The 24,041-nt window shown below is 64.9% G+C and carries 21 protein-coding genes; 16 read left to right on the top strand and 5 right to left on the bottom strand.

The genetic code is table 11. The annotated features are described in order from the left end of the window. Positions 1 to 121 precede the first annotated feature (121 nt). The 3 genes from FHR21_RS14880 to FHR21_RS14870 all read right to left on the bottom strand — a co-directional run bounded on the left by FHR21_RS14880 (position 122) and on the right by FHR21_RS14870 (position 3,677). A complete protein-coding gene (locus FHR21_RS14880; RefSeq protein ID WP_184099718.1) occupies positions 122 to 1,999 on the bottom strand; it encodes a winged helix-turn-helix domain-containing protein in 1,878 nt (625 codons plus the stop codon). A gap of 470 nt (positions 2,000 to 2,469) precedes the next feature. Continuing rightward, positions 2,470 to 2,808: a UrcA family protein gene (locus FHR21_RS14875; protein WP_184099716.1), complete on the bottom strand. Its 339-nt coding sequence runs from the start codon at positions 2,806 to 2,808 to the stop codon at positions 2,470 to 2,472. Between the two features lie 257 nt (positions 2,809 to 3,065). Then, positions 3,066 to 3,677, bottom strand: a complete 612-nt coding sequence (locus tag FHR21_RS14870; RefSeq protein ID WP_184099714.1) for a PilZ domain-containing protein — start codon at positions 3,675 to 3,677, stop codon at positions 3,066 to 3,068. A 381-nt stretch (positions 3,678 to 4,058) separates the two neighbouring features. Between FHR21_RS14870 and secE the strand changes: the two genes are divergently transcribed. The 7 genes from secE to FHR21_RS14835 all read left to right on the top strand — a co-directional run bounded on the left by secE (position 4,059) and on the right by FHR21_RS14835 (position 9,902). Then, positions 4,059 to 4,256: a preprotein translocase subunit SecE gene (gene secE / locus FHR21_RS14865; RefSeq protein ID WP_184099712.1), complete on the top strand. Its 198-nt coding sequence runs from the start codon at positions 4,059 to 4,061 to the stop codon at positions 4,254 to 4,256. A gap of 35 nt (positions 4,257 to 4,291) precedes the next feature. Next, a complete protein-coding gene (gene nusG / locus FHR21_RS14860) occupies positions 4,292 to 4,828 on the top strand; it encodes a transcription termination/antitermination protein NusG (RefSeq protein ID WP_184099710.1) in 537 nt (178 codons plus the stop codon). Between the two features lie 120 nt (positions 4,829 to 4,948). After that, positions 4,949 to 5,851 carry an acyl-CoA thioesterase gene (locus FHR21_RS14855; protein ID WP_338113170.1) on the top strand — a complete coding sequence of 301 codons (903 nt, stop codon included), beginning with the start codon at positions 4,949 to 4,951 and terminating at the stop codon, positions 5,849 to 5,851. A 196-nt stretch (positions 5,852 to 6,047) separates the two neighbouring features. Next, positions 6,048 to 6,479 (top strand): 50S ribosomal protein L11, encoded by a 432-nt coding sequence (gene rplK, locus FHR21_RS14850; RefSeq protein ID WP_184099706.1) that lies wholly within the window; start codon positions 6,048 to 6,050, stop codon positions 6,477 to 6,479. A 4-nt stretch (positions 6,480 to 6,483) separates the two neighbouring features. Further along, positions 6,484 to 7,179: a 50S ribosomal protein L1 gene (gene rplA, locus FHR21_RS14845; RefSeq protein ID WP_184099704.1), complete on the top strand. Its 696-nt coding sequence runs from the start codon at positions 6,484 to 6,486 to the stop codon at positions 7,177 to 7,179. Positions 7,180 to 7,478: 299 nt separating this feature from the next. Next, positions 7,479 to 7,655, top strand: a complete 177-nt coding sequence (locus FHR21_RS14840) for a hypothetical protein (protein ID WP_176141591.1) — start codon at positions 7,479 to 7,481, stop codon at positions 7,653 to 7,655. A gap of 219 nt (positions 7,656 to 7,874) precedes the next feature. Continuing rightward, positions 7,875 to 9,902, top strand: a complete 2,028-nt coding sequence (locus FHR21_RS14835) for a TonB-dependent receptor plug domain-containing protein (protein ID WP_184099702.1) — start codon at positions 7,875 to 7,877, stop codon at positions 9,900 to 9,902. Positions 9,903 to 9,908: 6 nt separating this feature from the next. Here FHR21_RS14835 and FHR21_RS14830 read toward each other — a convergent pair whose 3' ends face one another. Then, a complete protein-coding gene (locus FHR21_RS14830) occupies positions 9,909 to 11,138 on the bottom strand; it encodes a histidine-type phosphatase (protein ID WP_184099700.1) in 1,230 nt (409 codons plus the stop codon). A 135-nt stretch (positions 11,139 to 11,273) separates the two neighbouring features. Here FHR21_RS14830 and FHR21_RS14825 point away from each other — a divergent pair, with 135 nt between their 5' ends. The 4 genes from FHR21_RS14825 (at position 11,274) to FHR21_RS14810 (ending at position 16,289) form a co-directional block, all read left to right on the top strand. Then, positions 11,274 to 11,588, top strand: coding sequence for a PepSY domain-containing protein (locus FHR21_RS14825; RefSeq protein ID WP_184099698.1), 315 nt, complete (start codon positions 11,274 to 11,276; stop codon positions 11,586 to 11,588). Beyond that, positions 11,588 to 12,253: a response regulator transcription factor gene (locus FHR21_RS14820; protein WP_067106828.1), complete on the top strand. Its 666-nt coding sequence runs from the start codon at positions 11,588 to 11,590 to the stop codon at positions 12,251 to 12,253. The genes FHR21_RS14825 and FHR21_RS14820 overlap by 1 nt, the downstream gene beginning before the upstream one ends. Positions 12,254 to 12,294: 41 nt before the next feature. After that, on the top strand, positions 12,295 to 13,581 hold the full coding sequence (locus FHR21_RS21190; RefSeq protein WP_221235195.1) for an ATP-binding protein: 1,287 nt from the start codon (positions 12,295 to 12,297) through the stop codon (positions 13,579 to 13,581). 176 nt (positions 13,582 to 13,757) lie between these two features. Continuing rightward, complete coding sequence (locus FHR21_RS14810; RefSeq protein WP_184099694.1) at positions 13,758 to 16,289, top strand: TonB-dependent receptor; 2,532 nt, start codon at positions 13,758 to 13,760, stop codon at positions 16,287 to 16,289. A gap of 198 nt (positions 16,290 to 16,487) precedes the next feature. On the opposite strand, the gene iolG is transcribed toward FHR21_RS14810, so the two are convergent. Then, on the bottom strand, positions 16,488 to 17,471 hold the full coding sequence (gene iolG / locus FHR21_RS14805) for an inositol 2-dehydrogenase (protein WP_184099692.1): 984 nt from the start codon (positions 17,469 to 17,471) through the stop codon (positions 16,488 to 16,490). Between the two features lie 149 nt (positions 17,472 to 17,620). On the opposite strand from iolG, the gene FHR21_RS14800 reads away from it, so the two are divergent. From FHR21_RS14800 to iolB, 5 genes are all read left to right on the top strand, one after another. After that, positions 17,621 to 18,493 (top strand): MurR/RpiR family transcriptional regulator, encoded by an 873-nt coding sequence (locus FHR21_RS14800; protein WP_221235194.1) that lies wholly within the window; start codon positions 17,621 to 17,623, stop codon positions 18,491 to 18,493. 79 nt (positions 18,494 to 18,572) lie between these two features. Continuing rightward, positions 18,573 to 20,528, top strand: a complete 1,956-nt coding sequence (locus FHR21_RS14795; protein WP_246427248.1) for a bifunctional 5-dehydro-2-deoxygluconokinase/5-dehydro-2-deoxyphosphogluconate aldolase — start codon at positions 18,573 to 18,575, stop codon at positions 20,526 to 20,528. Further along, a complete protein-coding gene (iolD, locus tag FHR21_RS14790; RefSeq protein ID WP_184099688.1) occupies positions 20,525 to 22,360 on the top strand; it encodes a 3D-(3,5/4)-trihydroxycyclohexane-1,2-dione acylhydrolase (decyclizing) in 1,836 nt (611 codons plus the stop codon). Before FHR21_RS14795 ends, iolD begins: the two co-directional genes overlap by 4 nt. Then, complete coding sequence (iolE, locus tag FHR21_RS14785) at positions 22,357 to 23,250, top strand: myo-inosose-2 dehydratase (RefSeq protein WP_079638951.1); 894 nt, start codon at positions 22,357 to 22,359, stop codon at positions 23,248 to 23,250. The genes iolD and iolE overlap by 4 nt, the downstream gene beginning before the upstream one ends. Then, positions 23,250 to 24,041, top strand: coding sequence for a 5-deoxy-glucuronate isomerase (iolB, locus tag FHR21_RS14780; protein WP_079638950.1), 792 nt, complete (start codon positions 23,250 to 23,252; stop codon positions 24,039 to 24,041). Before iolE ends, iolB begins: the two co-directional genes overlap by 1 nt.

The following is a 24,041-nucleotide window of genomic DNA, read 5'->3' as shown; positions in this document are numbered from 1 at the left end:
ACCCGGTACGACAAGCTCGCCAGAAACTACGCTGGCTTCCTCAATCTCGTCGCAGCCATCAAATGTGCCGCGTGAATGTAAACGTCGCCTAGGGTTCTGGCCCCAGATCGATCGACCGCGGCTATATCATCCCGCAGAAGGGCGGCGGGCTTTTGGTGGAACAGATATCGGGCTTGATTCGCGTGGTTTTCCAATAAGTCATGAGACCGAGCTGGTTCGCGACAGTTGGAAAGTCCGGTTCGCTCAGCACGCCGCGCATGCTCCGACGCCAGAACAGCCACGGCCTTTCGCGCGCAACCTCCAACGCCTCCCGGTTTGCGCCCAGCGCGGCCAGCATCGTTGCGACCGTCTCGCTCTGCTTGTCGCTGGGCAGCGCGATCAGCGTTCGGATAGCCTTTGTCTTCGCCTGGGCGTTTCCCGATGCGAGGGCCTGATATCCCGACAACAGGCCGGCGCGTGGCTCTTCGGGAATTTGAAATTCCGGGCTGCGAAGCGCGGAGATGGCAGCCGCGTAATCGCCAGTTTCGGTGCCCTGGGTAACGGCGACCCATTTGTCAAAATTCGCATCTTTACTGATATCTATCGCCGCGGCGAAGTGCGGCTTCGCCTCTTCGGCCCGGCCCGTTGCGATCAGCGCGCCAGCCAAAGCAAGCTGGGAGTCCGACCAAAGGGCGAGCATGTCCGTGGCGGCAAGAAATTGTTGGACTGCGTCATCAAGACGACCCATGCTTACCAACTTCCAGCCGTAACCATAATGCTCGCAGCCGCAATCGAGCGGCTTGGCCGCAATGGCGCTTTTGAACAGCCTCTCCTGGCCGATCCAATCGTGCGGATCGATCAGAAAAGCCTTGTGGCCCAAAGCCTCGCTGTTAGCGCGGTCGAGGGCCAGTGCCCTGTCCTCGGCCCGTCGCCCCGCCGCGCGCAGTTTTTCAGCGCGCCGACTATCGGGTTCTACCTGCGCGACCTGCATGAACCCGTTCCCAACGGCAGACCATCCCCAGGAAAAATCGGGAGCCGCTGCAACGACCAACTGCGCGAATCGAAGGGTTTTGCTTCCGCCGTAAGCCCAATATTCCTGGCAATATTGCAAGTAGTTGGCGAGAACGGCGTCGGGCAGCGATTTGTGATGGGTCGAGACTCCGAACAATCCGCAGCGAATAACGATACCCGCGTCGACGGCGATTTTGTGGGGAACTTTCGAGGCCTGATCGGCGGCATAATCGATTCTGTCTGACCATAGAATCGCGCCGGTGCGCTCGTTGGTGAATCGCGTAATGACGCGGACGGAGTTGCCCACACGATAGATCGTTCCGCCAAGAGCATAGGCCGGCGCCTGACCGGGCGGCGGAGCGGATGCAGTGGAAACGCCGATAACGCCATCGGCGTTGAACGCCGCAGTGATCTCAGCGTCGACAGCCTCGCGCAGGGTTGGGGGCAGGCCTGCTGACAAAGGCCGGAATCCGGCTAGTCGAACCATCATGCTGTGAGCGGGGGTTGGCCGGAGGAACCACCAGCCTCCGATGCCGATCATAAAGAAAAGCACTGTGGCCGTGGCCAAATGCCTGGCGTGGCGCGAAGCACCCGGAGATTCGCCTTGTAGCGGCCCTGCCGGAGGAGGTGGCGAATTTGAAGAGGATGAGCCGGGGACCCCGCCGGCACGATCGTCCAGCTCGACGAGCCGGTAGCCGACTTTGGTGATCGTCTCGATCCGGAACGAATCTTCGCCGATTCCTTCCGCGACGCGGCGCAGGCGGGAAAGCACGCGATTGATTGCGTCTTCTCCGACGATGCGCCCTTCCCAGCAGCGTTCGGTCAGATCTTCGCGGCGAACGATCTCGCTTCGCGCTTCCGCCAGCGCGAGCAGCACCTGCATCACGCGCGGCTCGATAATCTCTTCGGCACCGTCGTCGCGGCGGATTTCGCGTAGCGCAGGATTGAGCGCGAGCCGGCCCAGCCGAACCGGCGCGGCCAGACCAAGATCGATACGAATCGTCGCCATGCGGCGATCTCCCGTTGGCACCGCCTTACCATAGCCGCGCGGCGACCGGGAATCGATGTGATTGTCGTGTCGTCAGCCCAAAATCGCCACTCCTTCATCTGATCCTCGAGCCTCATCCTCCCCGGTCAGACCCTTTCGACGCTAGTTGCTGCATTGGCGCGATGGACGCGGCGCAATCGGCCGGCGCAAATGCATGACTCTTCTCAGGATGCGGCACATCCACCAGACCGAGACGTTCCATTGCTGTTCGGCGGTCCCACGGGCTGAGGAACAACTGCCGCTGAGGTTTCGGGCGCGCGGCCGCCCGCCGGAACGGCGTGGTCGAAGGCCGTCGGTGTGGATTGGTTGCTGATCCGCGGCAGGAATACGCCCGATTCCTGCCGCTCCACTAGGCGTGATGCTAGTCAATGGCCGTCCACTTTGCTCTGATGGTTACGGATGGCCATCCGCCGACGGCCCCGCCGCGGCCATCACGGTTGGATGCTCAGGCCCTTCGTGTCCGCTTGAGCATAGGTTCGCCTCGCGACAAGTGCGGCAATTTGCTGGTCGGCGCCCTTGATTGCGCGAGTTCGGCAACGCATGTTCGCCATTATGTCGTCCATGCTGCCGGCCACCGGTATAGGACAGACGGTATTCACGGCCATCGCCACTCGATGATGCAACAGCTTCATGTCGTCGGGCTGCGACAGATCGAGATCCGTATAACGGACGTGCGCGGTAGGGGCCTCGTCGGCGGTTGTTTGCGCTGACGTGGCGGTTGAAGCGGTCATGCCGACGAGTGCGGCAACCGCGATAGCGGTTCTGATCATCGAAAATCCTTCCCATGTCGTCGAAGCGGGATCGCATCGACCACTGCAGGATCGCGCCGTCGTCGCCCTGCCGACAGGATGAGGAACTGATGATTTGCCGATGATTGCCTAATGAAACGCCGAGATTCGGGAATGTTCGACCTCTGGCGCGATCCGGAGAACGGCTGCTTCGATGCTGGTTTAGAGGGCTATAGGCGGGGCCGCGGCGTCGGCGCGTCTGGACCCATGGTCCGTTCCGACCATCGGTGTCGCTTCACTCAGGACGCGAAGCGGCGGATGCTTTCGAGGTCGGCGGGTTCGAGCGGCGGGGCGAACCAGATGCCGGCGCGACCATCGCGCGACCAGCGCACGACGCCGCTGCGCCGGACGTCGCCGCCCAGCACCAGTTCCAGCGGCGCGCCGGCTTCCAACTCGCCCTTGTGAAGCACACCCGCGCCGTTCTGCGACAGATTCTCGATCTCGACCGGATATTCGACCTTGTTCATCACCGCGATCGCGGGGCCGTGGACCGACAGGCGCGGCGGTCGATAGTCGCCCGACTGACGCTCGGCCGCCAGCCGGCGGAGGATGTCGACCGCGTCGACGGCTTCGTCGAACTCCACGCCGCAGCGTCCTTCGCGCGTCCATACCACCTTGCCGGTCAGCCGGGTCTGTTCCGACAATGCGATCTGCAGCCGCTCGCCGGGGTCGACCGCGACCGTCGTCGCCAGCATCATGCCGTGATCGGAGATGTTGCGGACGCGCCACAGGCCCGCGTCGCCCTCGCGTTCGATGCGGGCGAGCCGATAGACGGTGCAATGGCGATCGCCGCCCCGGCGGTCATCGCTCGCGCCGGCATCTATTGTGTCCTGAACGCGGGGACCGGCCATGATATTCTCCTGAATAGACTGCCCGGGGAGAGGCCGGCGCATCGTGCCTATTCACGGCAGAACGATAGTATATTAAGGGAATTGTGTCGATATTATTCGAAAATATCCCGTTGATGTATTAACCGATTTTTTACTTGCCGAATTTCCGCAATGGCAATGACCGCGATCCCACCGGTGCGCGCCCGACAGGCTTTGCTTGCCAAGCCGGAGACGCGCGGCTAAAGGGCGCATTCACTCGGACAGATGCGCCGTTTTCCTTCCGCCTTTCGCCGGCTTCGCCGGGGAGGGTGGGCGGACTATTGCCTGAAACCGCGCTTGACGCGGCCGGGCCGGCAACCCATCTGCGAGCGGTATTTGAACGGACAGGACAGGACGATCGACATGGCGAGGCCGAAGATTGGCGAATTCGTCAACCAGGTGAAGACCGAGGCCGGCAAGATCGTCTGGCCGAAGAGTCGCGAGACGATGCAGACGACGATCATGGTGCTGATCATGACGACGCTGCTCGCGCTTTTCTTTCTGGGTATCGACACGTTTTTCAACGCGGTCGTCAACTGGTTGACGTCGCTGGCGCGCTGATCGGCGCAGCAACAGCTTATAGGGACAGGACGGACATGGCGCGCTGGTACATCATTCACGCCTATTCGGGTTTCGAGAACAAGGTTCGCGATTCGGTGCTCGCCGAGGCCGAGCGGATGGGGCTTTCGCAGCTCGTCGAGGCGGTCGAGGTGCCGGTCGAGACGGTGACCGAGGTCAAGCGCGGCAAGAAGGTGCAGGCCGAACGGAAATTCTTCCCCGGCTATGTGCTCGCGAAGCTGACGATGACCGATGACGTCTATCACCTCGTCAAGAACACGCCCAAGGTCACGGGCTTCCTCGGATCGTCGGGCAAGCCGCAGCCGATCAGCGAGGCCGAGGCCGCGCGTATTCTCAACAGCAAGGAAGAGGCCGCGGCGCGCCCCAAGACCGAAATCCGCGTCGATTACGAGATCGGCGACCAGGTCAAGGTGCTCGAGGGCCCGTTCGCGAGCTTCAACGGCGTCGTCGAGGAACTCGACTTCGACAAGGCGCGGGTCAAGGTCTCGGTCTCGATCTTCGGGCGCGCCACCCCCGTGGAGCTGGACTTCGAACAGGTCGAACGGATGAAATAAGCGTCGCCCCCGCGCAGGCGGGGGCCGTCGGCAGCCTTCGCTACGCCGACAGCGGCCCCCGCCTGCGCGGGGGCGACGGGCAAGGGGCAGGCCGTCGTTATGAATTCCCTCTCTCCCACAGTGATCCAGGCTCGCATCGACCGCGCGCGCGAGATCAACGCCAAGGTGCCGGCCGAGGCGGTCGTTGCCGATGTCGCGCGGCTGTTCGAACTCGATCCGGTTCCGGGCGTCGAGGACGAATTCGTCTTTCCCGCGCTCGCGACCACGGCGCGCGATCGCATCTTCGGCGGTCAGGTGATCGCTCAGGCGATGATCGCGGCCGCGCGCACGGTCGAGGCCGGCAAGACGGTTCACTCGCTCCATGCCTATTTCCTGCGCGGCGGCGACGAGACAAAACCGCTGCATTTCCGCGTCCACCGCGACTTCGACGGGCGCAGCTTCGCCAACCGACGCGTTGTGGTGCGGCAGGACGGCAAGGTGATCTTCAATCTCACCGCCTCCTTCCAGCGGCCGACGCCCGGTCTCGCGCATCAGGTGCCGATGCCCGATCTGCTGCCGCCCGAGGCATGCGTCGATTTCCTCGAAACCATCGCCGCCGATCCCAGCGTATCGGAGGAAGCGTTCGATCATATGGCGCGGCGCCGCGCTTTCGAACTGCGAAATCACCGCCCCGCCGGCGCGACGCAGCATTATCAATGGTTTCGCGTCGCCGCGCCGATTGGCGACGATCTGCTGATCCACCGCGCTTTCCTTGCTTTCGCCTCGGACATGGGTTTGCTCTCGTCGGCGATGCTGCCGCACGGTCTCAACTGGTCGACGCCGGGTCTCTTCTCGACCAGTCTCGATCATGCGATGTGGTTCCACGACGATATCCGCGTCGACGACTGGTTCGTTTATGTGATGGACAGTGACTGGTCGGGGGGCAGCCGCGGCCTCAATCGCGGCTCGATCTATCGTCGCGACGGCACGCTGCTCGCCTCGGCGGTGCAGGAGGGGCTGCTGCGCCTCGCGCCGCAGGGCTGATCTATTCTCGCATGACGAAGGGGAGGGAGGCTTGTTTTTTCGAGCCGCACCGCCTATGCGCCCCGCTTCGCGTCGAAAAAGGGTGCGAGTCCGCGCGGGAGGAGGGGTGATGCCCTCTGCTTGACCGCTTATTTTGAGTCCATCGACCGCCTGATCCTGAGCGTGTCGAAGGGCGACAGAAAGAAAGGAGGCCGTCATGGCCAAGAAGATCAGCGGCTACATCAAGCTGCAGGTGCCCGCCGGCACCGCCAACCCGTCGCCGCCGCTAGGGCCGGCGCTCGGTCAGCGCGGCGTCAACATCATGGAATTCTGCAAGGCGTTCAACGCCGCGACCGACGGGATGGACAAGGGTACCCCGACCCCGACCATCATCACCGTTTATGCGGACAAGAGCTTCTCGTTCATCACCAAGACGCCCCCGGCAACCTATCTCATCAAGAAGGCCGCGAACCTGAAGTCGGGTTCGAAGGAGCCCGGCAAGATCAGCGGCGGCAAGATCGCGCGCTCGAAGCTCGCCGAGATCGCCGAGATCAAGATGAAGGATCTGAACGCCAACGACATCGAACAGGCGACGAAGATCATCGAAGGCAGCGCCCGCTCGCTGGGCCTCGAAGTGACGGAGGGCTGAACCGATGGCAAAGCTGACCAAGAAGCAGAAGGCCCTCGAGGGCAAGGTCGACGCGCTGAAGCTGCACGCCGTCGATGACGCGATCAAGGCGGTGCGCGACCTCGCTTCGGCCAAGTTCGACGAAACGCTGGAAATCGCGATGAACCTGGGCGTCGATCCGCGCCATGCCGACCAGATGGTCCGCGGCGTCGTGACGCTGCCTGCCGGCACCGGCAAGGACGTCAAGGTCGCGGTCTTCGCGCGCGGCGACAATGCCGACAAGGCGCTGGCCGCCGGCGCCGACAAGGTGGGCGCCGAAGACCTGATGGAAGACATGCTCGCGGGCAACCTCGATTATGGCCGCGTCATCGCGACGCCGGACATGATGGGCATCGTCGGCCGCCTCGGCAAGACGCTGGGTCCCAAGGGCCTGATGCCGAACCCGAAGCTCGGTACCGTCACCCCGAATGTCACCGAAGCCGTCAAGGCGGCCAAGGGCGGCCAGATCGAGTTCCGCGTCGAAAAGGCGGGCATCATCCATGCCGGTCTGGGCAAGCTGTCGTTCGGCGAGGAGAAGCTTCGCCAGAACTTCGACGCCTTCGTCGACGCGATCGTCAAGGCGAAGCCGGCGGGCGCCAAGGGCAAATATGTCCGCAAGATCGCCCTGTCGTCGTCGATGGGGCCGGGCGTCAAGGTCGACACCGCCGAAATCGGCGCCTGACCGGACGGCACAATTTATGGAAAAGGGCCGGGGGAAACCTCGGCCTTTTTCTTATGGGTTGCTTCGGGGTGGGAAGCGGCCATACCCCACCTTCGTCATTCCTGCGAAGCGGGAATCCAATGTGGGGTTAGCCTACGTACGCTCTGGATTCCCGCTTTCCCGGGCACGCTTTTATTATAACGCGCTGGAAGTCACTATTTGATCCTTGGATCAAGGAAAATGGTTGATTCGCGCATCGAATGCGAGAATCGCACCGGGACCGGCCTTCTTTCTGGCGTTTGATTGTTCGGCATTCGGCCATGTCTGTTGAGCTCACGCAATTTGGTCTGGGTATCGATGGCAAGTCGAATGTGGTGGCCTACTGCCCGACAGAATACCAGAATTTCCACCGGCGATATGTGCGCGGCGTGATCGGCGTGCCGATCGGCGGTGAGGGGGTATTGTCCCGACGGGCGATGACATGCTGGTGTGGCTGAGACACGCGCGCGATTCTTCTGTTGGTTCCCCGAGATGTAGCCGGTCCTGCGAACATCACCGACGGATCACGGCTACGGGCCTGGGCTGGTCCCGGTTGAGGCCAGGATTTCTGAAACTGACGCCGAACTGACATGTGCCGACGAGCGGATGTCAGCAGGATGGGCGCATGGATCTTCGGGGGCGGGCCAAATGGCCGCCTGTCGGAGGATTGGCGCCGCATGGTTCATGGCATTCGCATCGCGCTGTTTCTGTGGGCCGGATCCTGCGCGATCGCGCCGGCGGCGGGGCAGGACAGCGGGGACACGGGAAACCCGGTTTACGACCAGCGCTTCTTCGACCGGACGCAACCCTCCAACGCATATGAGATGGTGGCGCTGCTTCCGGCCTTCACGATCGCCGAAGGCATGGCGGACGTGCGCGGCTATTCCGGCGTCGCGGGCAATGTCCTGATCGACGGACAGCGCCCCGCCGGAAAGACCGACACGCTCGAAGCGATCCTGAAGCGGCTTCCCGCGTCGCGCGTCGCCCGCATCGAACTGATACGCGCCGGGACGGCGGGCTACGACATGCAGGGCCATGCGCTGCTCGCCAACGTCATCCTGGTGAAGACGGGCACGATCGGCGGCCGGATCGAGGCAGAGCAGGCGCTCTACCGGCACGGTCTGCGCGCGCCACGCGTTTCGGCGCAGGCGACGTTCGACGGGCGGGGCCGGGTGATCGACCTTTTCGCTACCGTCTATCGCGAGATCGACGACGAACATGGTTTCGGCGTCCGCAACCGCTTTGCGAGCGATGGCACGCCGCTGCGCCTCGTCGATTATGCGCAGCCCGAGGGCGCCGACGTCGCGCAGGCGACGCTCGCCTATCGCCAGCCGCTGTTCGGCGGGACGCTTCGCCTCAACGGGTTGGTCCAGGACAAGCGCAAATTCGCCGATATCGCCCATGCCGTCATTTTCCCCGCGCCCGATGCGATCGTCGGCAGCGAGCGCAAGCATGCGCGCACTTATGAAGGAGGGTTGCGCTACGACCGTGCGCTTGGCCCGGCGGACGACCTCGAACTGGTCGGAAGCTATCGGTCGGTGACGACCGTCGGCATCGATCGCGAATCGACCGCGTGGGAATACAGCGTCTCGGACGAGCGTTCGAACGCCAGCGAAGCGATCCTGCGCGCCGCGCTCCGCCATCATCGGGGCGGCGCGACGATCGAGATCGGCGCCGAGGGCGCGGTCAACAGTCTCGATGTCCGGAATGCGCTGGTCGAGGACGGCGAACCGGTTCCGCTGCCCCAGGCCAACGTTCGCGTTGCCGAACGCCGCGCCGAATTGTTCGTGACCGCCAGCCGTCCGTTCGGCGCACGGACCATGGCGGAGTTCGGCGTCAGATACGAAATCTCCCGCCTGTCGCAGACGGGCGACATCGACCTCGTCAAATCCTTCGCCTTCTGGAAACCGCGTGCGCGGCTCGTCTGGGCGCCGGCGCCGAACCGGACGATCCGCCTGCTGGCCGAACGCGCGGTCGGCCAGCTCGATTTCGGCGATTTCGTCGGCGCCGCGTCCTTGACCAGCGGGACGATCAGCGCCGGCAATGCCGATCTGGAGCCCGACAGCCTGTGGCGCGTCGAGCTGAGCTACGAACGCCGCTTCGGCGCCGGGTCCTTCACACTCGCCGCGCGCCGCGAATGGATATCCGATCTGGTCGACCAGCTTCCCGTCGTCGTCGATGGGGTCCTTTACGACGCGGTCGGCAATATCGGCGCGGCACGCCGCGATACGGTCGAAGCGTCGCTCAAATGGCCGCTGGACGGGTTCGGCGCCAGGGGAGTCGTGGTGACCGCCGACTTCGTCGCGCGGCGCGGCCGGGCGACCGATCCCGCGACCGGCGAGCGGCGGCCCATCTCGGGCGATCTTCCGGTCGAGGCGCGGGTGGCTCTGGCCCATGACATTCCGGCGTGGAGGCTGCGCTGGGGTGGCAGTTATGCCTTCGCGCGCACCGAAACCGCGTTCAAGGTCGAGGAGATCGAGGCCGATCATCTGGCCGGGCGGCTCGATCTGTTCGTCGAATATCGGCCCGATGCGCGCTGGACGCTTCGCCTGTTCGGCAAGAATCTGACCGACAGCGCCGCGACGCGGACGCGCGACATCTATGCCGGTATCCGCGGCGACGGCGCGCTGCGCTATCGCGAGCTGCGGGTGCTGCGCAGCGGCCGCTATGTGGGGTTGACCGTCCAGCGCAGCTTTGGCGGATAGGCATCCTTATCCGCGCGGCGCGGCGATCCGGGCGAAATCGTTCCAGCGGCACGCGGTCACCTCGACCGAATCGCCGCACCCTGGAATGGGGAGATAGCGGCGGAACAGGGCATCGTCCGATCCCAGCGCTTCGAGGTTCCTCAACTGGTCCATCGTCTGCGCGCGATAGAAGGCGCGGACATAGCGGTCGCCCCCGGCCGTGCTGACCAGCTCGAACCCCAGCGCGCTGCCGGGTGGAACTTCGTCGGCGGGATAGCTCGGCACCTGCCAGTGCAAGTCGAAGAAGCCTCCGAGGTCGGCGACGTTGGTGTCGTGTCCGGCGAGCAATGTCAGCCGCGCCGCGCGCCGGTCGCCGAGCGCCGTGACGATCTCGTGCACGATCGGTGCGGCGGCGGCGGCGGCGACATAGCCGGGGCGATTCGAATAACGGAACTTGAGCGGGTGGAAGCGCAGCAATTGTTCGATCTCGGCGCGGCTCACGCGGCCCCAGCCGACCTCGGTCATCGGCTTGCCCTCCAGATATTCGAGCACCAGCGTCTGGCTCGCGGTCGATGCGATATCGAGCGGACCCTCGAGCTTGGGGCGATCGTGCGGCTGCGCAACCAGCCGGCTGGGTTCGGCGACGAGCGGACAGGCCGGCACGGCGCAATTCAGCACTTTCGCGAGCAGCGTCAGTTCGTCGCGGTGGCGTTCGGTCTCGGCGGCGAGGCCGCCTTCGGGCGCTTGCGCCAGGGCCGCGTCATAAGCGCGATTCCCGTCGAACGACGCCGGGCCGCTGTCGAGACCGTGAAAGATCGCGTCGTCGCCGGACCCGGCGGGGTGGGATATCGCCGCGGCGCAGCCGGGCATGAAACCCGCCGCCCAGCTTCGCGCCGTCTCGATCGTGCGCTCCTTGTAACTCGCCTTCAGGACGATCGTGCCGGGCGCGGGGCATCCGCCGGGAAATAAGCCGCGGGCGCCGAAATAGGCGCGATCGCTTTCGCCGAGAAGCCTGACGCCCGCCGCGCCCCGCGGCGTCAGCAGGCCGAAATCGACGGGCCAGCCGGGCCATGTCTCGGACGAATAGCCCGGCGGAACGACGACGGGCTTCGTCGGCGGACGGACGCCGTGCCGCATCAGCATCACGACCTTCTCGAGCTTCAGCGATGGCTGGCTGGCGACCGGGGTGTTGGCCCCCGGCCCGGGCGCGGCGCACGCCGCCAGCAGTGCAGTGGATAACAGCAGAATGCGCTTCACGGGCCTCTCCATTGTGGAATATATTTATCGACTCTATATAAATAGGAAAATTTATTTCATCAATGCCATTTGCCGATCAGCCCTTCGCCCGGTGATGTCAGCTTTCTATCAGCGGCCTTGTGGCAGGAAGGGCGTATGAAAAAGACACTTCTCCTTGCGGTCGCCGTGACCGCTCTCACCCTCCCCGGCATGACCTTGGCCAAGGACAAGGACGACAAAGCCGATCAACGCGCGGCGAGCGCGGCGCTGGCGCGCGGCGAAATCCTGCCGATCACCCGCGTCCTGGCGATCGCGACCGAGCGCGTCCCGGGCGACGTGCTCAAGGTCAAGCTGGAACGCGAATCCTTCGGGTTCAAATATGAGGTGAAAATCCTGACCGGCGGCGGCAGGGTGCGCGAGGTCGAAATCGACGCCAGGACCGGCCGGGTGATCAAGATCGAGGATGATTGATGCGCGCGTTGGTGGTCGAGGACGATCCTGTCGTCGCTTCCGAACTCGTTCGCGGCATGACCGCGGCGGGATTCGTCGTCGACCTTGCCGGTGACGGCCAGCAGGCGTGGTTCAACGGCGATGTCGAGGATTATGACGTCGCGATCGTCGACCTCGGCCTGCCGCGGCTCGACGGGCTGTCGGTGGTCCGGCGCTGGCGTGAGGCGGGACGGAATTTCCCCGTCCTCATCCTGTCGGCGCGGGGCGAATGGACCGACAAGGTTGCCGGGATCGAGGCGGGCGCCGACGATTATATGGCAAAGCCGTGGGCGATGGAGGAGCTGGTGGCGCGCGTTCGCGGGCTGATCCGCCGTGCCGCCGGGCGTTCGAGCCCGATGATCGAGGCGGGGCCGCTGCGGATCGATACCCACCGGATGACTGCGACACTCGACGGCGCGCTCGTCAAGCTCTCGCCGCTTGAGTATCGACTGCTCGACTACCTCGCCCATCATGCCGGCCGCGCGGTGCCCGCGACCGAGCTTTCCGATCATCTCTATGGCGACGCCGATACCGAAAACGCCAACGCGATCGAGGCCCTGATCGCGCGACTGCGGCGCAAGCTCGGCGCTGACACCATCCAGACCCGGCGCGGCTTCGGTTACGTCCTGCCGGCGGCCGCCGCGTGACGGGACGCTCGCTCCGGCTTCGGTTGATCGCGGGGGCGGGGGTGGCGATCGCCCTGGCGCTGATCGTCGCCTGGTTCGCGATGACCTGGCTGTTCGACCGCCATGTCGAGCGGCGCGTCGAGGACGAACTGCTGGTTCAGGTGCGGCCGCTGCTCGCCGATCTGCAATTGGCGCGCGGTGTGCCGGTTGCGGGGTCCGAGCCTGCCGATCCGCGCTTCGCGGTTCCGGCCGGCGGTCTCTATTGGCAGGCATCGACCGCGGCTGGCGCGATCCGCTCGATTTCGCTGTGGGACAGTCATCTGCCGACCACCGTGTCGGCACCCGCCGATCGGTGGCGGATTCGCCGCGCCGATGGCCCCTTCGGTCAGCAGCTGCTGTTGATGGAACGTGCGATTCGTCTGCAATCGCAGGAATCGCCGGTGATCGTCCAGCTCGGCTACGACCTCGCCAAGCTGGCTCCGGCGCAGCGCGAGTTCGGGCGCGAGATGGCGTTGTTCCTCGCGCTGCTGTGGACCGTCCTCGCGCTTGCGGCCTGGGCGCAGGTTGGGCTGGGCCTTCGCCCGCTGCGGCGCGTCGGACAGGAGGTCGAACGGCTGCGCCGCGATGCTTCGGCGCGCCTGGGCGGCGCCTATCCCCGCGAACTGGCGCCGCTGACCGAATCGATCGATGCGCTGGCCGACGCGCGCGAAGCCGATCTGGTGCGTGCCCGCCGCCGCGCCGCCGACCTTGCGCACGGACTCAAGACGCCGCTTGCCGCGCTTGCCGCGCAAAGCGCAAGGGTGCGCGAGAGCGGTGCGACGGCGATGGCCGACGGTCTCGATTCGTCGATCGCGGCGATGCGCGCGGCAATCGGCGGCGAATTGGCGCGGACGCGGATCAGCCTCGTTCCCGAAGGGCGCAGCACGGTCGCGCTGCCGCTGATCGAGCGGCTCGTCGCGGTGATCGAGCAGACCGAGGCAGGCGAGCGCGTGGCGTTTTCGCTGGCCTGTGACGAAAGCGCGACGCTGCCGCTCGCGGGCGACGATGCCGCCGAACTGCTCGGTCCCCTGCTCGAAAACGCCGCGCGCCATGCGCGCCGCCTCGTCCGTGTCGCGGTCGAAACTACCGGCGGACGGCGGATACTGGTCGTCGGCGACGACGGACCCGGTCTCGACGGCGCGCAGCGGGAGGAAGCGATCCTGCGCGGCGCGCGCCTCGATTCGGGCGACGAAGGCCATGGACTCGGCCTTGCCATCGCACGCGAACTGGCCGAGGCCTCGGGTGGCGATCTTGCCCTCGCGCGCTCGCCGCTCGGCGGGCTGGAAGTCCGCGTCGGCTGGGCGCTATAGGCCTGATCCTTCCGTCAGCCGGGTGTCAGGTCGCCCGCCACGCGGGCCGCTGCCGCGCGTCTCCGCAAGCCATTGTGCAAGATATATTCTATTTAGCTTGCAATATAGAATAATTGTGCCATTATGCTGCCCGAACGAGCGCGGCAGGGAGCCGTGCCGGGGGAGGAGAGTCCATAATGACACGGCGGTTCGGACGGGCGCTTTTAATCACGACATGTCTAGCGGTTCCCACGGCGGATGCCTGGGCCCAGGATGCAGCGGAGCAAGGCGATGCGATCGTCGTCACCGGTCGACGCGCCGCCGATCGCGCGGCGCTCGAGACGAAGCGGAACACCGATACGCAAGTCGACGAGGTCCGCGCCGACGACGTCGGGCGACTGCCCGACCAGAACGTCGCCGAAACGCTGCGCCGCCTGCCGGGCCTCAGCGTCGCCAACGACATGGGCGAAGGGCGCTATCTGACCGTCCGCGGCGTGTCGCCCGACCTGCTCAACGTGACCTTGAACGGCCAGACCGCCGCCGCCCCGGAACCCGACTCGCGTCAGGTGAAGCTCGACGACATCCCGTCGGCGCTGATCGGCGCTGTGACGGTTTCGAAGACGCTGACTCCCGACATGGACGCCAATGCGATCGCGGGCGCCGCCAATATTGAAACCGTGACCGCTTTCGACCGGCCGGGCACCTTCGGCAGCCTGCGCGCCGCCTATGGCAAATATGATCTGAACGGCAAGCATCCCTATGAGTTCGACGCATCGATCGGGTCGCGCTTCGGCCCCGACCGCCAGTTCGGCTTTGTCTTCGCGCTCAACTATTCGAACCGCGAGTTTGAGGCGCAAAACATCCAGTCAGGCGGCAAGTGGGAGGAGGTGGACGGTGAATTCGTGCCGCTGCGCCAGACTCTGCGCGACTATCACACCCGCCGTCAACGCTATGGCGCGGTCGCCAATTTCGACTGGCGCCCGACCGACGAGGTGAAGGTCTTTGCGCGCTTCCTCTATTCCAAATACAAGGACAAGGAATCGCGTCCGGGCTTTCAGGTCGACCTCGACGAAGACGAGATCACCAACCAGACCGCGACCAGCGGCGATTTTGCCGCCGCCAAGGCCAAGCGCGCGCTACGCTCGCGCGAGGAAAATTCGGACACCTTCACCTCGTCGTTCGGCGGCGAGTTCGATCTCGGCCCGAGCTGGCTGCGCGTCGAGGGCAGCTATACCCAGGCCAACAAGCGCGACCCGCATCGCGATGAGATCATCTTCGCGGCCAAGAAGATTACCGGGTCATACGACCTGTCGGGATCGATCCCGCTCTATCAATCCGACGCGGCGGCGTTCGACCCGTCCAATTATAAATTTGACGAAACAAGCTATGAGCATCGCCGCGCGCGCGAGGATCTTTATCAGGCGCGCGCCGATTTCCGCACCCCGATCGGCATCGGCGACGACAGCACGATCCAGGTCGGCGCCAAATATACAAGCCGGCGCAAGACCAATGATGCCGAATCGGTGATCTATGGCGGCTATGACGACGACTTCACGCTCGATCAGGTTCAGGACGGGTCGATCGACAGCATCTTCAAGGGCCGCTATCCGTTCGGCGCGACGATCAGCCGCCCGAGTGCCGACAGCTTCTTCCAGTCGAACCTCGCCGGGTTCGAGCTGGATGAGGAAGGCACCGTCGGCGACAGCCTTGCCGCCGACTATCTGATCCGCGAAAAGATCTTCGCCACCTATGCGATGGCGACGCTGAAATTCGGCACCTTTACCGCGATCCCCGGCGTCCGCATGGAAAAGACGAAGAGCAATTATGCGGCGAAGGACATCCTCGACACGACGACCGTCGCCGATCTCGGCAAGGATTACGACAGCTTCGGGTCGCAGAGCTACACCGACTTCTTCCCGGGCCTCAACCTGCGCTGGAACGCGACGCCGTCGCTCGTGCTGCGCGCCGCGGTGACGCGCGCGATCGGGCGGGCGAACTATGAACAGCTCGCGCCGACGACCGTCGTCAACGCCAGCGATAACGAGGTGACGAGGGGCAATCCCGCCCTGAGGCCGCTGACCTCGACCAACTACGACCTCGCGGGCGAATATTATATCGGGCGCAAGGGCATCCTCAGCATCGCCGGCTTCTACAAGACGATCGAGAATCCGATCTACACGGCGACCGTCGTGCAGAGCGGCACCTTTGCCGGGCAGGCGCTGGTCGATGCGCAGGTGACGATGCCGGTCAACGCCGACAGCGCCTTCGTCAAGGGCATCGAGATCAACGCGCAGACCGAACTCAGCTTCCTGCCTGCGCCGCTCGACGGCTTCAGCATCGGCGGAAGCATTACCTTCGTGAAGTCGCGTGCCAAGGGCATTCCGGGCCGCGGCAACGAGCGGCTCCCGCTCGCCAGCCAGTCGAACCGGGTGGCGTCCGCCTTCCTCTCCTATGAAAAGGGCGGGCTGTCGGCGCGCGTCGCCTATACATACCGCTCGGCCTATCTGCTCGAACCCGGCGAGGATACCGACACCGATCTTTATGTCGGCGCCTTCAACCAGTGGGACGCGCGCATCGGCTATGACATCGTCAAGAATGTGACGATCTTCCTCGAAGGATCGAACCTCAACGACGAACCCTATCGCGTCTTCCAGGGCATTTCGTCGCGGACCGACGAGGTTGAACGCTACGGCTACTCGGTCAAGACAGGTATACAGTTCAAATTCTGATCCTCTGCGGGGGTCGCACTGGGTCTGGGGCCGGGGAAACCTGGCCCCTTTCTTTGTGGGAGAAGGCGAAGCCGGCTCTGATGCGCGAGCCGATAAAACGACCATCGCCCCCGCGAAGGCGGGGGCCGACATCGGCCTTATCCTTCGCCGCTGCGTAAACCGCTGGCGGTCCCTGCCTTCGCGGGGATGACGGCCATTTTACAGCAGCACCCGTTCCCCCGACCGCGCCGACTGCGCCGCCGCTTCGGCCAGCGCCAGCGCCGCGACGCCGTCGCGGAAATCGATGAGCGGTACGGCGCCGTCGAGGATGTCGGCGAAATGATCAGCCTCGCGCGCGTAGGCGACCGCATAGCGATCGAGGAAGAAATTCTGGAAGCGGTCGGTGGCGGCGCCCTCTTCGTCCCAGGTCTCGACCGACGTTTCGAGCTGGTTCTGCGCGCGGATCAGACCCTTCGACCCGAACGCCTCGATCCGCTGATCATAGCCATAGCCGCTGCGGCGGCTCGACGAGATCACGCAGAGTCGGCCCGATGCAGTGCGCAGGATCGTCTTCGCGGTATCGACGTCGCCCGCCTCGCCGATCGCGGGATCGACGAGCACCGAGGCGCTAGCGAAAACTTCGGTGACGTCCTCGCCGAGCAGCCAGCGCGCCATGTCGAAATCGTGGATGACCATATCCTTGAAGATGCCGCCCGACACTTTGATATACTCGACCGGCGGCGGAGCGGGGTCGTGGCTGATGATGTGCAGCGTTTCGAGAGCGCCGACCGCGCCCTCCGCGAGCCGCGCCTGCAAGGTCGCGAAGTTCGGATCGAAGCGGCGGTTGAATGCCAGGAACAGCCGCGCGTCCAGCGCCGCGAACCGCGCCGCCGATTCGCGCGCGGCGGTCAGATCCTGATCGAGCGGCTTTTCGCAGAAGACCGCCTTGCCGGCCTCGGCAGCGGCGAGGCTGTAGGGAAGATGAGTGTCGGTCGAACTCGCGACGACGACCCCTGCAACCGCCGGATCGGCCAGCGCTTCCGCGATCGTGGAGACGCGCGCGTCATATTGCGCGGCGATCGCCGCCGCCGCCTCGGGAAAGGGATCGACGACCCGCGTAAGCCGCAGGCGCGGGTTGGCGGCCAGGTTCGCTGCATGGATTTTGCCGATCCTGCCGGCGCCGATCAGTGCGATGTCGTGCATTCTATATCCTCTTCCAGTCGAAACCATATTCCATATCTATATTATATGGAATACACATTCCATAGCGCGGAACGGGCCGCAGGGCGACAGTTGCGTTACAAGTTTTGAACAGATATTCCGTTTTCCCGGATGATTGGGGGAGAATATATTTGACCGACGTACCGACTGCCCCCGCCTCGGCGGAGGAATTGCGCGCCGAGATCGTGAGCGGCTACGAGACGCTGAGCAAGCGGCTCAAGCAGATCGCGCGCTATATCCTCGACGAACCCAACGACATTGCGCTCGAAACGCTTGCGGTGATCGCCGACCGTTGCGGCGTCCAGCCCTCGGCGATCGTGCGCTTTGCCAAGAGCTTCGGATTCGAGGGCGCGAGCCAGATGCAACGACTGTTCCGCGACGGTCTGCTCAGCAACAACGCCGCGCTCGGCTATTCAGAGCGCGTCCGCCAGCTCGATCAGGCAACCAGTGCCAGCGACATCGAGCCCGCGAACCTTCTTTCCGAATTCGTCGAGGGCAACAGTCTCGCGATCCAGAATCTGTTGCAGACGGTCAGCGGCGCCGACATGCGTGCGGCGGTCGATTTGCTGATGGCGGCCGATACCGTGCACGTCGCAGGCTTTCGCCGCTCCTTCCCCGTCGCCTCCTATATCGCCTATTCGCTGCTCCAGGCGGGCAAACGTGCGGTGTTCATCGACGGAGTCGGAGGTCTCGGACTTCAGCAAGTGCATGCGATGGGCCCCGACGACCTGCTGATCGCGATCAGCTTTCATCCCTATTCGGAAGAGACGATCGCTGTCGTCAACGCCGCCCGGACGGCCGGCGGCCGCGTTCTAGCGATCAGCGACAGTTTGGTAAGCCCGGTCGCCAAGCCCGCCGAGCAGGTGCTTCAAGTTCGTGAAGCGGAGGTGCGGAAATTCCGTTCGCTGTCCGCGTCGATGTGTCTCGCGCAGGCGCTCGTCATCAATTTTGCATTCGAGGCGACACGCGCCGACGGCAAGACGCGGGAAGACGGATCGGCATAGCCATTTCATTTCCGCCGCCGAGTGAAACATATGTTGCAAACCTTATAAAAGTGGAATAAGTGTTTCAGACCAAAGAAGGATGGTCTCGAAAACGATGGCGCAACAAGGGCAGGAACGGGGCGGAGAGAACCGGCTGGACGTCGTCACGCTGGGGCGCGCGGGGATCGACCTTTACGGCGAGCAGATCGGCGGCCGGCTCGAAGATATGGCGAGTTTCGCCAAATATATCGGCGGGAGCCCGACCAACACCGCGGTCGGCGCGGCGCGCCTCGGCCTTCGCGCCGGGCTGATCGCCCGCGTCGGCGCCGATCATTTCGGCCGCTTCATCGTCGAGGAACTGAACCGCGAGGGCGTCGTGACGGACGGCGTTCGCACCGATCCCGACCGGCTGACCGCGCTTGCGATCCTCGGCATTCGCGATCCTGACACCTTTCCGCTGATCTTCTATCGCGAAAATTGCGCCGACATGGCGCTTTGCGCCGGCGACATAGACCCCGATTTCGTCGCTTCGGCGGGCGCGCTGCTGATCAACGGCACCCATCTGTCGCAGCCGGGCGTGTTCGATGCGAGCATCAAGGCCGCGAGGCTGATGAAGGCCGCCGGGGGGCGCGTCGTCTTCGACATCGATTACCGCCCGGTGCTCTGGGGACTTGCCGGCAAGGACAATGGCGAGGATCGGTTCGTCGCCGACCAGTGCGTTACCGAGGCCCTTCAGCGCGTCCTGCCGCTCTGCGACCTGATCGTCGGCACCGAAGAGGAAATCCATATCCTTGGCGGCTCGACCGACACCCTCGCGGCGCTTCGCGCGATCCGTGCGCAGAGTTCGGCGCTGCTGGTCTGCAAGCGCGGCGCCGAGGGATGCGTCGCCTTTCCCGACGCCGTTCCCGCGTCGCTCGATGCCGGCATCGTCGGCCGCGGCTTTCCGATCGAGGTTTTCAACGTGCTCGGCGCGGGGGATGCCTTCATGGCGGGTTTCCTGCGCGGCTGGCTCAAGGACATGCCGCTCGAAAAATGCTGCGAAATCGCCAATGCGTGCGGCGCGCTCGTGGTGTCGCGGCACGGCTGCGCCCCGGCGATGGCGTCGTGGGATGAGCTTCGGCACTTCCTCGCCGGGCAATGGCCGCACCGCCTGCGCGAGAGTGCCGAGCTCGAACAATTGCACTGGTCAACCAACCGCCATGGCGAGCGCGATGAACTGACCGTGCTCGCGATCGATCACCGCAGCCAGTTCGACAATCTGCTCGCCGAACTCGGCGAAAGCGACGAGGCGCGGATCCATCATTTCAAGAATCTCGCGCTCGAGGCGCTTCATCGCATGGGTGCGGGCGACCCTAACTACGGGGTGCTGCTCGATGGCCGCTTCGGTGCGCGCGCGCTGGAGGCGGCGGCCGACCATCCCTATTGGATCGGGCGGCCGATCGAGGTGCCGGGGTCGCGGCCGCTGCTCTTCGAAGGGTCGCACGACGTCGGCATGACGCTGCGCGACTGGCCGACGAACCATGTCGTCAAATGCCTCGTTTTCTATCATCCGGACGACGACGCCGAAATGCGCGCGCGGCAGGACCGGCAGTTGCTGCGCCTGTTCGACGCTTGCCGCCGCACACGCCACGAGTTCCTGCTCGAAATCATCGCGTCGAAACATGGGCCGGTCGACAGCGGCACGATCGCCTCGGTGATCGATCATGTCTATTCGCTCGGTATCTATCCCGACTGGTGGAAGCTCGAACCGACGACCGACGCCGCCGCCTGGGCGGCGAGTGAGACGGCGATATTGCGCCACGATCCACTCTGCCGCGGCATCGTTCTGCTCGGCCTGTCGGCGCCGCGGGACGAGGTACTCGCGGGCATCGTCGCGGCGGCGCCTTTTCCGCTGGTCAAGGGCTTCGCGGTGGGACGCACCATCTTTCATGACGTCGCACAGCAATGGCTGACGGGAGCGATCGACGACGAGGCCGCCATCACCGCACTCGGCGAAAATCTGCGCGTTCTCGCCGATGGCTGGCGCGCAGCGCGCAGTGCTAGGGTGGCGGCATGAGCAAACATGTACGATTGACGATGGCGCAGGCGCTGACGCGCTGGCTTGCGATGCAGCGGGTCGAGGTGAATGGCGTCGAGCTGCCCTATTTCGCCGGCATGTGGGCGATCTTCGGCCATGGCAATGTCGCGGGGATGGGCGAAGCGCTCGCCGGGATGGAAGACGCGCTTCCGACGTATCGCGCGCATAACGAGCAGGGCATGGCGCATGCCGCGATCGCCTTTGCCAAGGCGAGCCGCCGCCGCCGCGCGATGGCGTGCACGACCTCGATCGGTCCCGGCGCGACGAACATGGTGACCGCGGCGGCGCTCGCGCATGTCAACCGGCTGCCGGTGCTTTTCCTGCCCGGCGACGTCTATGCGAGCCGCCGCCCCGATCCGGTGCTCCAGCAGGTCGAGGATTTCGCCGACGCTACGGTGAGCGCCAACGACTGTTTTCGTCCGGTGTCGCGCTATTTCGACCGCATAACGCGGCCCAACCAGATCATCGACGCGCTGCCGCGCGCGATGACGGTGCTGACCGATCCGGCGCTCTGCGGGCCGGTGACGCTCGCGCTCTGTCAGGATGTGCAGGCGGAGGCCTTCGATTATCCCGAGAGCTTCTTTGCCCCGCGGCTTTGGCGCCCGCGCCGGATGCGCCCTGACCGCGCCGAACTGGCGACGCTCGTCGAGGCGGTTCGCGCCGCCAGGGCGCCGCTGATCGTGGCAGGGGGCGGGGTGCTCTATTCCGAGGCCGAGGCGGTGCTTGCCGATCTCGCGGCGCGGACCGGCATTCCGATCGCCGAGACGCAGGCGGGGAAGGGCGCGCTGGCGTGGGATCACCGCCAAGCGCTCGGCAGCGTCGGCGTCACCGGTACGAGCGCGGCGAATGCCGCCGCCGAAGCCGCCGACCTGATTATCGGCGTCGGCACCCGGCTGCAGGATTTTACCACCGGTTCGCGCCGGCTCTTCGCCGGCAAGCGGCTGATCCAGATCAACATCGCCGCGCCCGATGCGATCAAGCAAGGCGCCGAAGCAGTTGTCGGCGATGCGGGCGAGACGCTCGAGGCCCTGGCCGAAGCGCTCGCCGATTGGCAGGTCGATGCCGCATGGCGCAATGCGAACCGCGCTACGGTCGCCGAATGGAACGCCGCTTGGGAGGTCGCGACAGCGCCGAGCAATGCGCTCCCCTCCGATGCGCAAGTGATCGGAGCGGTGTGGCGGCAGGCGGGGGACGACGCGACCGTCGTCTGTGCCGCGGGCGGCCTGCCCGGCGAACTCCACAAGCTTTGGCGGAGCCACCGCCCCGGCGGCTACCATGTCGAATACGGCTTTTCGTGCATGGGCTATGAGGTCGCGGGCGGACTGGGGGTCAAGATGGCCGATCCGGCGCGTGACGTTTATGTGATGGTCGGCGACGGCAGCTATCTGATGCTCAATTCGGAGCTGGCGACCTCGGTGATGCTCGGCCGCAAGATCATCGTCATCCTGCTCGACAATCGGGGCTATGGCTGCATCAACCGACTGCAACAGGGAACGGGCGGGCGCCCGTTCAACAATCTGCTCGCTGACGCGGCGCACGAAACCCTGCCCGACATAGACTTTGCGGCCCACGCCCGCAGTCTCGGCGCCGCTGCCGAGAAGGTCGGTGGCATCGCCGAGCTCGAAGCCGCGCTCGATCGTGCGAAGCAATCGCCGAAAAGCTATGTGATCGTCATCGACACCGATCCCGCGATCACGACCGAGGCGGGCGGCCATTGGTGGGACGTCGCGGTCCCCGAGGTGTCCGCGCGGCCCGAAGTACAGGCCGCGCGCCGTGACTATGAAAATCGAATCGACGGAGGGAGGACATGACGATCCGCTGGGGCGTGAGCCCGATCGCCTGGTGCAACGACGACATGCGCGAACTGGGCGGCGACACGACGCTCGACGCGTTGCTCGCCGATGTCCGCGACATCGGCTTCGACGGGGTCGAACTCGGCAACAAGTTCCCGCGCGATCCGGAGGTGCTGGCGCCAATCATGGTGAACTACGGCCTCGATATCGTCGGCGGCTGGTATTCGTCGAACCTGCTCGTGCGCGACGCCGACGCCGAAATCGAGGCGCTGTCGAAGCATCTCGCCTTGCTCGAATATATGGATTCGAGCGTCTTCATTCTCGCAGAGACGTCGAACGCGGTGCATTGCGATCGCTACGGCAGCCGGCTCGATACGCACCCGGTGCTTCCCGCCGCCGACTGGAAGCTGTTCGGCGAGCGGCTGGATACCGTCGCGTGCTTCATCAATGATCGCGGGCTGCGCTTCGCCTATCACCATCATCTCGGCACGGTCGTCGAGACGAAGGATGAACTCGAACGCTTCTTCGACGCGACCGGCGACCATGTCGGTCTGGTGCTCGACACTGGGCATGCGCTGTTCGGCGGGATCGAGCCCGTCGACGTGATCAAGGCGCGTCCCGAGCGCGTCGCTCACGTCCATTGCAAAGATGTACGCACCGCCAAATATGACGAATTTCGCGCGAACGGCACCAGCTTCCTCAACGGGGTCGTCGGCGGCATGTTCACCACACCGGGCGACGGCGATTACGACTATGCGCCGTTTATGCGTGCGCTTGCCGACATGCATTATTCGGGCTGGATCGTGATCGAGGCCGAACAGGATCCGGCGATCGCCAACCCCCGCGACTATAGCCAGCTCGGCCTCGACACGCTGAAGCGGCTGGCGCGTGAGGAGGCGCTGGTCTGATGTCGCTTCTCGTCCATCCCCATCCGCCCGCGGGCGACGGCACGGTGCTCGACATCACGCCTGCAAGCGCGGGTTGGAAATATGTCGGCTTTCGTGTGATCCACCTTGCGGCGGGGGCAAGCTACAATCGTGTCGAAAACGGCCGCGAGGCGTGTGTGGTTGTGCTTACGGGAACCGTCTCGATCATGGCGGGAGGCGAGAGCTTCGAGAATATCGGCGGTCGCCAGACGGTGTTCGACGGCACGGCGACCTCGGTCTATGTGCCCGCGGGCCATCGCTACAGAATCGAGGCCGTGTCCGATGCGGAAATCGCGATCTGCACAGCGCCCGGAACCGGGGCGGGCGCGGTGCGGCTGATCCGCTCCGATGCGGTCGAGGTGCGCGGCCAGGGCACGAACACGCGGCATGTCCGGAACATCCTGTCCGATACCGATGCCGCCGAGAGCCTGCTCGTCGTCGAGGTGATCACGCCCGGGGGCCACTGGTCGAGCTACCCGCCGCACAAGCACGACCGCGACGCCTATCCCGAGGAGACTTTCCTCGAGGAAACATATTACCACCGCCTGTCGCCACCGCAGGGTTTTGCGTTCCAGCGGGTCTATACCGACGGGCGCGACATCGACGAGACGATGGCAGTCGAGGACGGCGATGTCGTGATGGTGCCGCGCGGCTATCATCCGGTCGGCGCGCCGCACGGATACGACCTTTATTATCTGAACGTGATGGCGGGACCCCGGCGCAACTGGGTGTTCCGCAACGACCCCGCGCACGAGTGGATCGTGCGCCAGTAA

It is taken from the genome of Sphingopyxis panaciterrulae (assembly GCF_014199295.1).
GTDB classification, from domain to species: Bacteria; Pseudomonadota; Alphaproteobacteria; order Sphingomonadales; family Sphingomonadaceae; genus Sphingopyxis; species Sphingopyxis panaciterrulae.
Note: the sequence above shows the minus strand (reverse complement) of the source record. Positions and strands in the feature narration are given on the sequence as shown.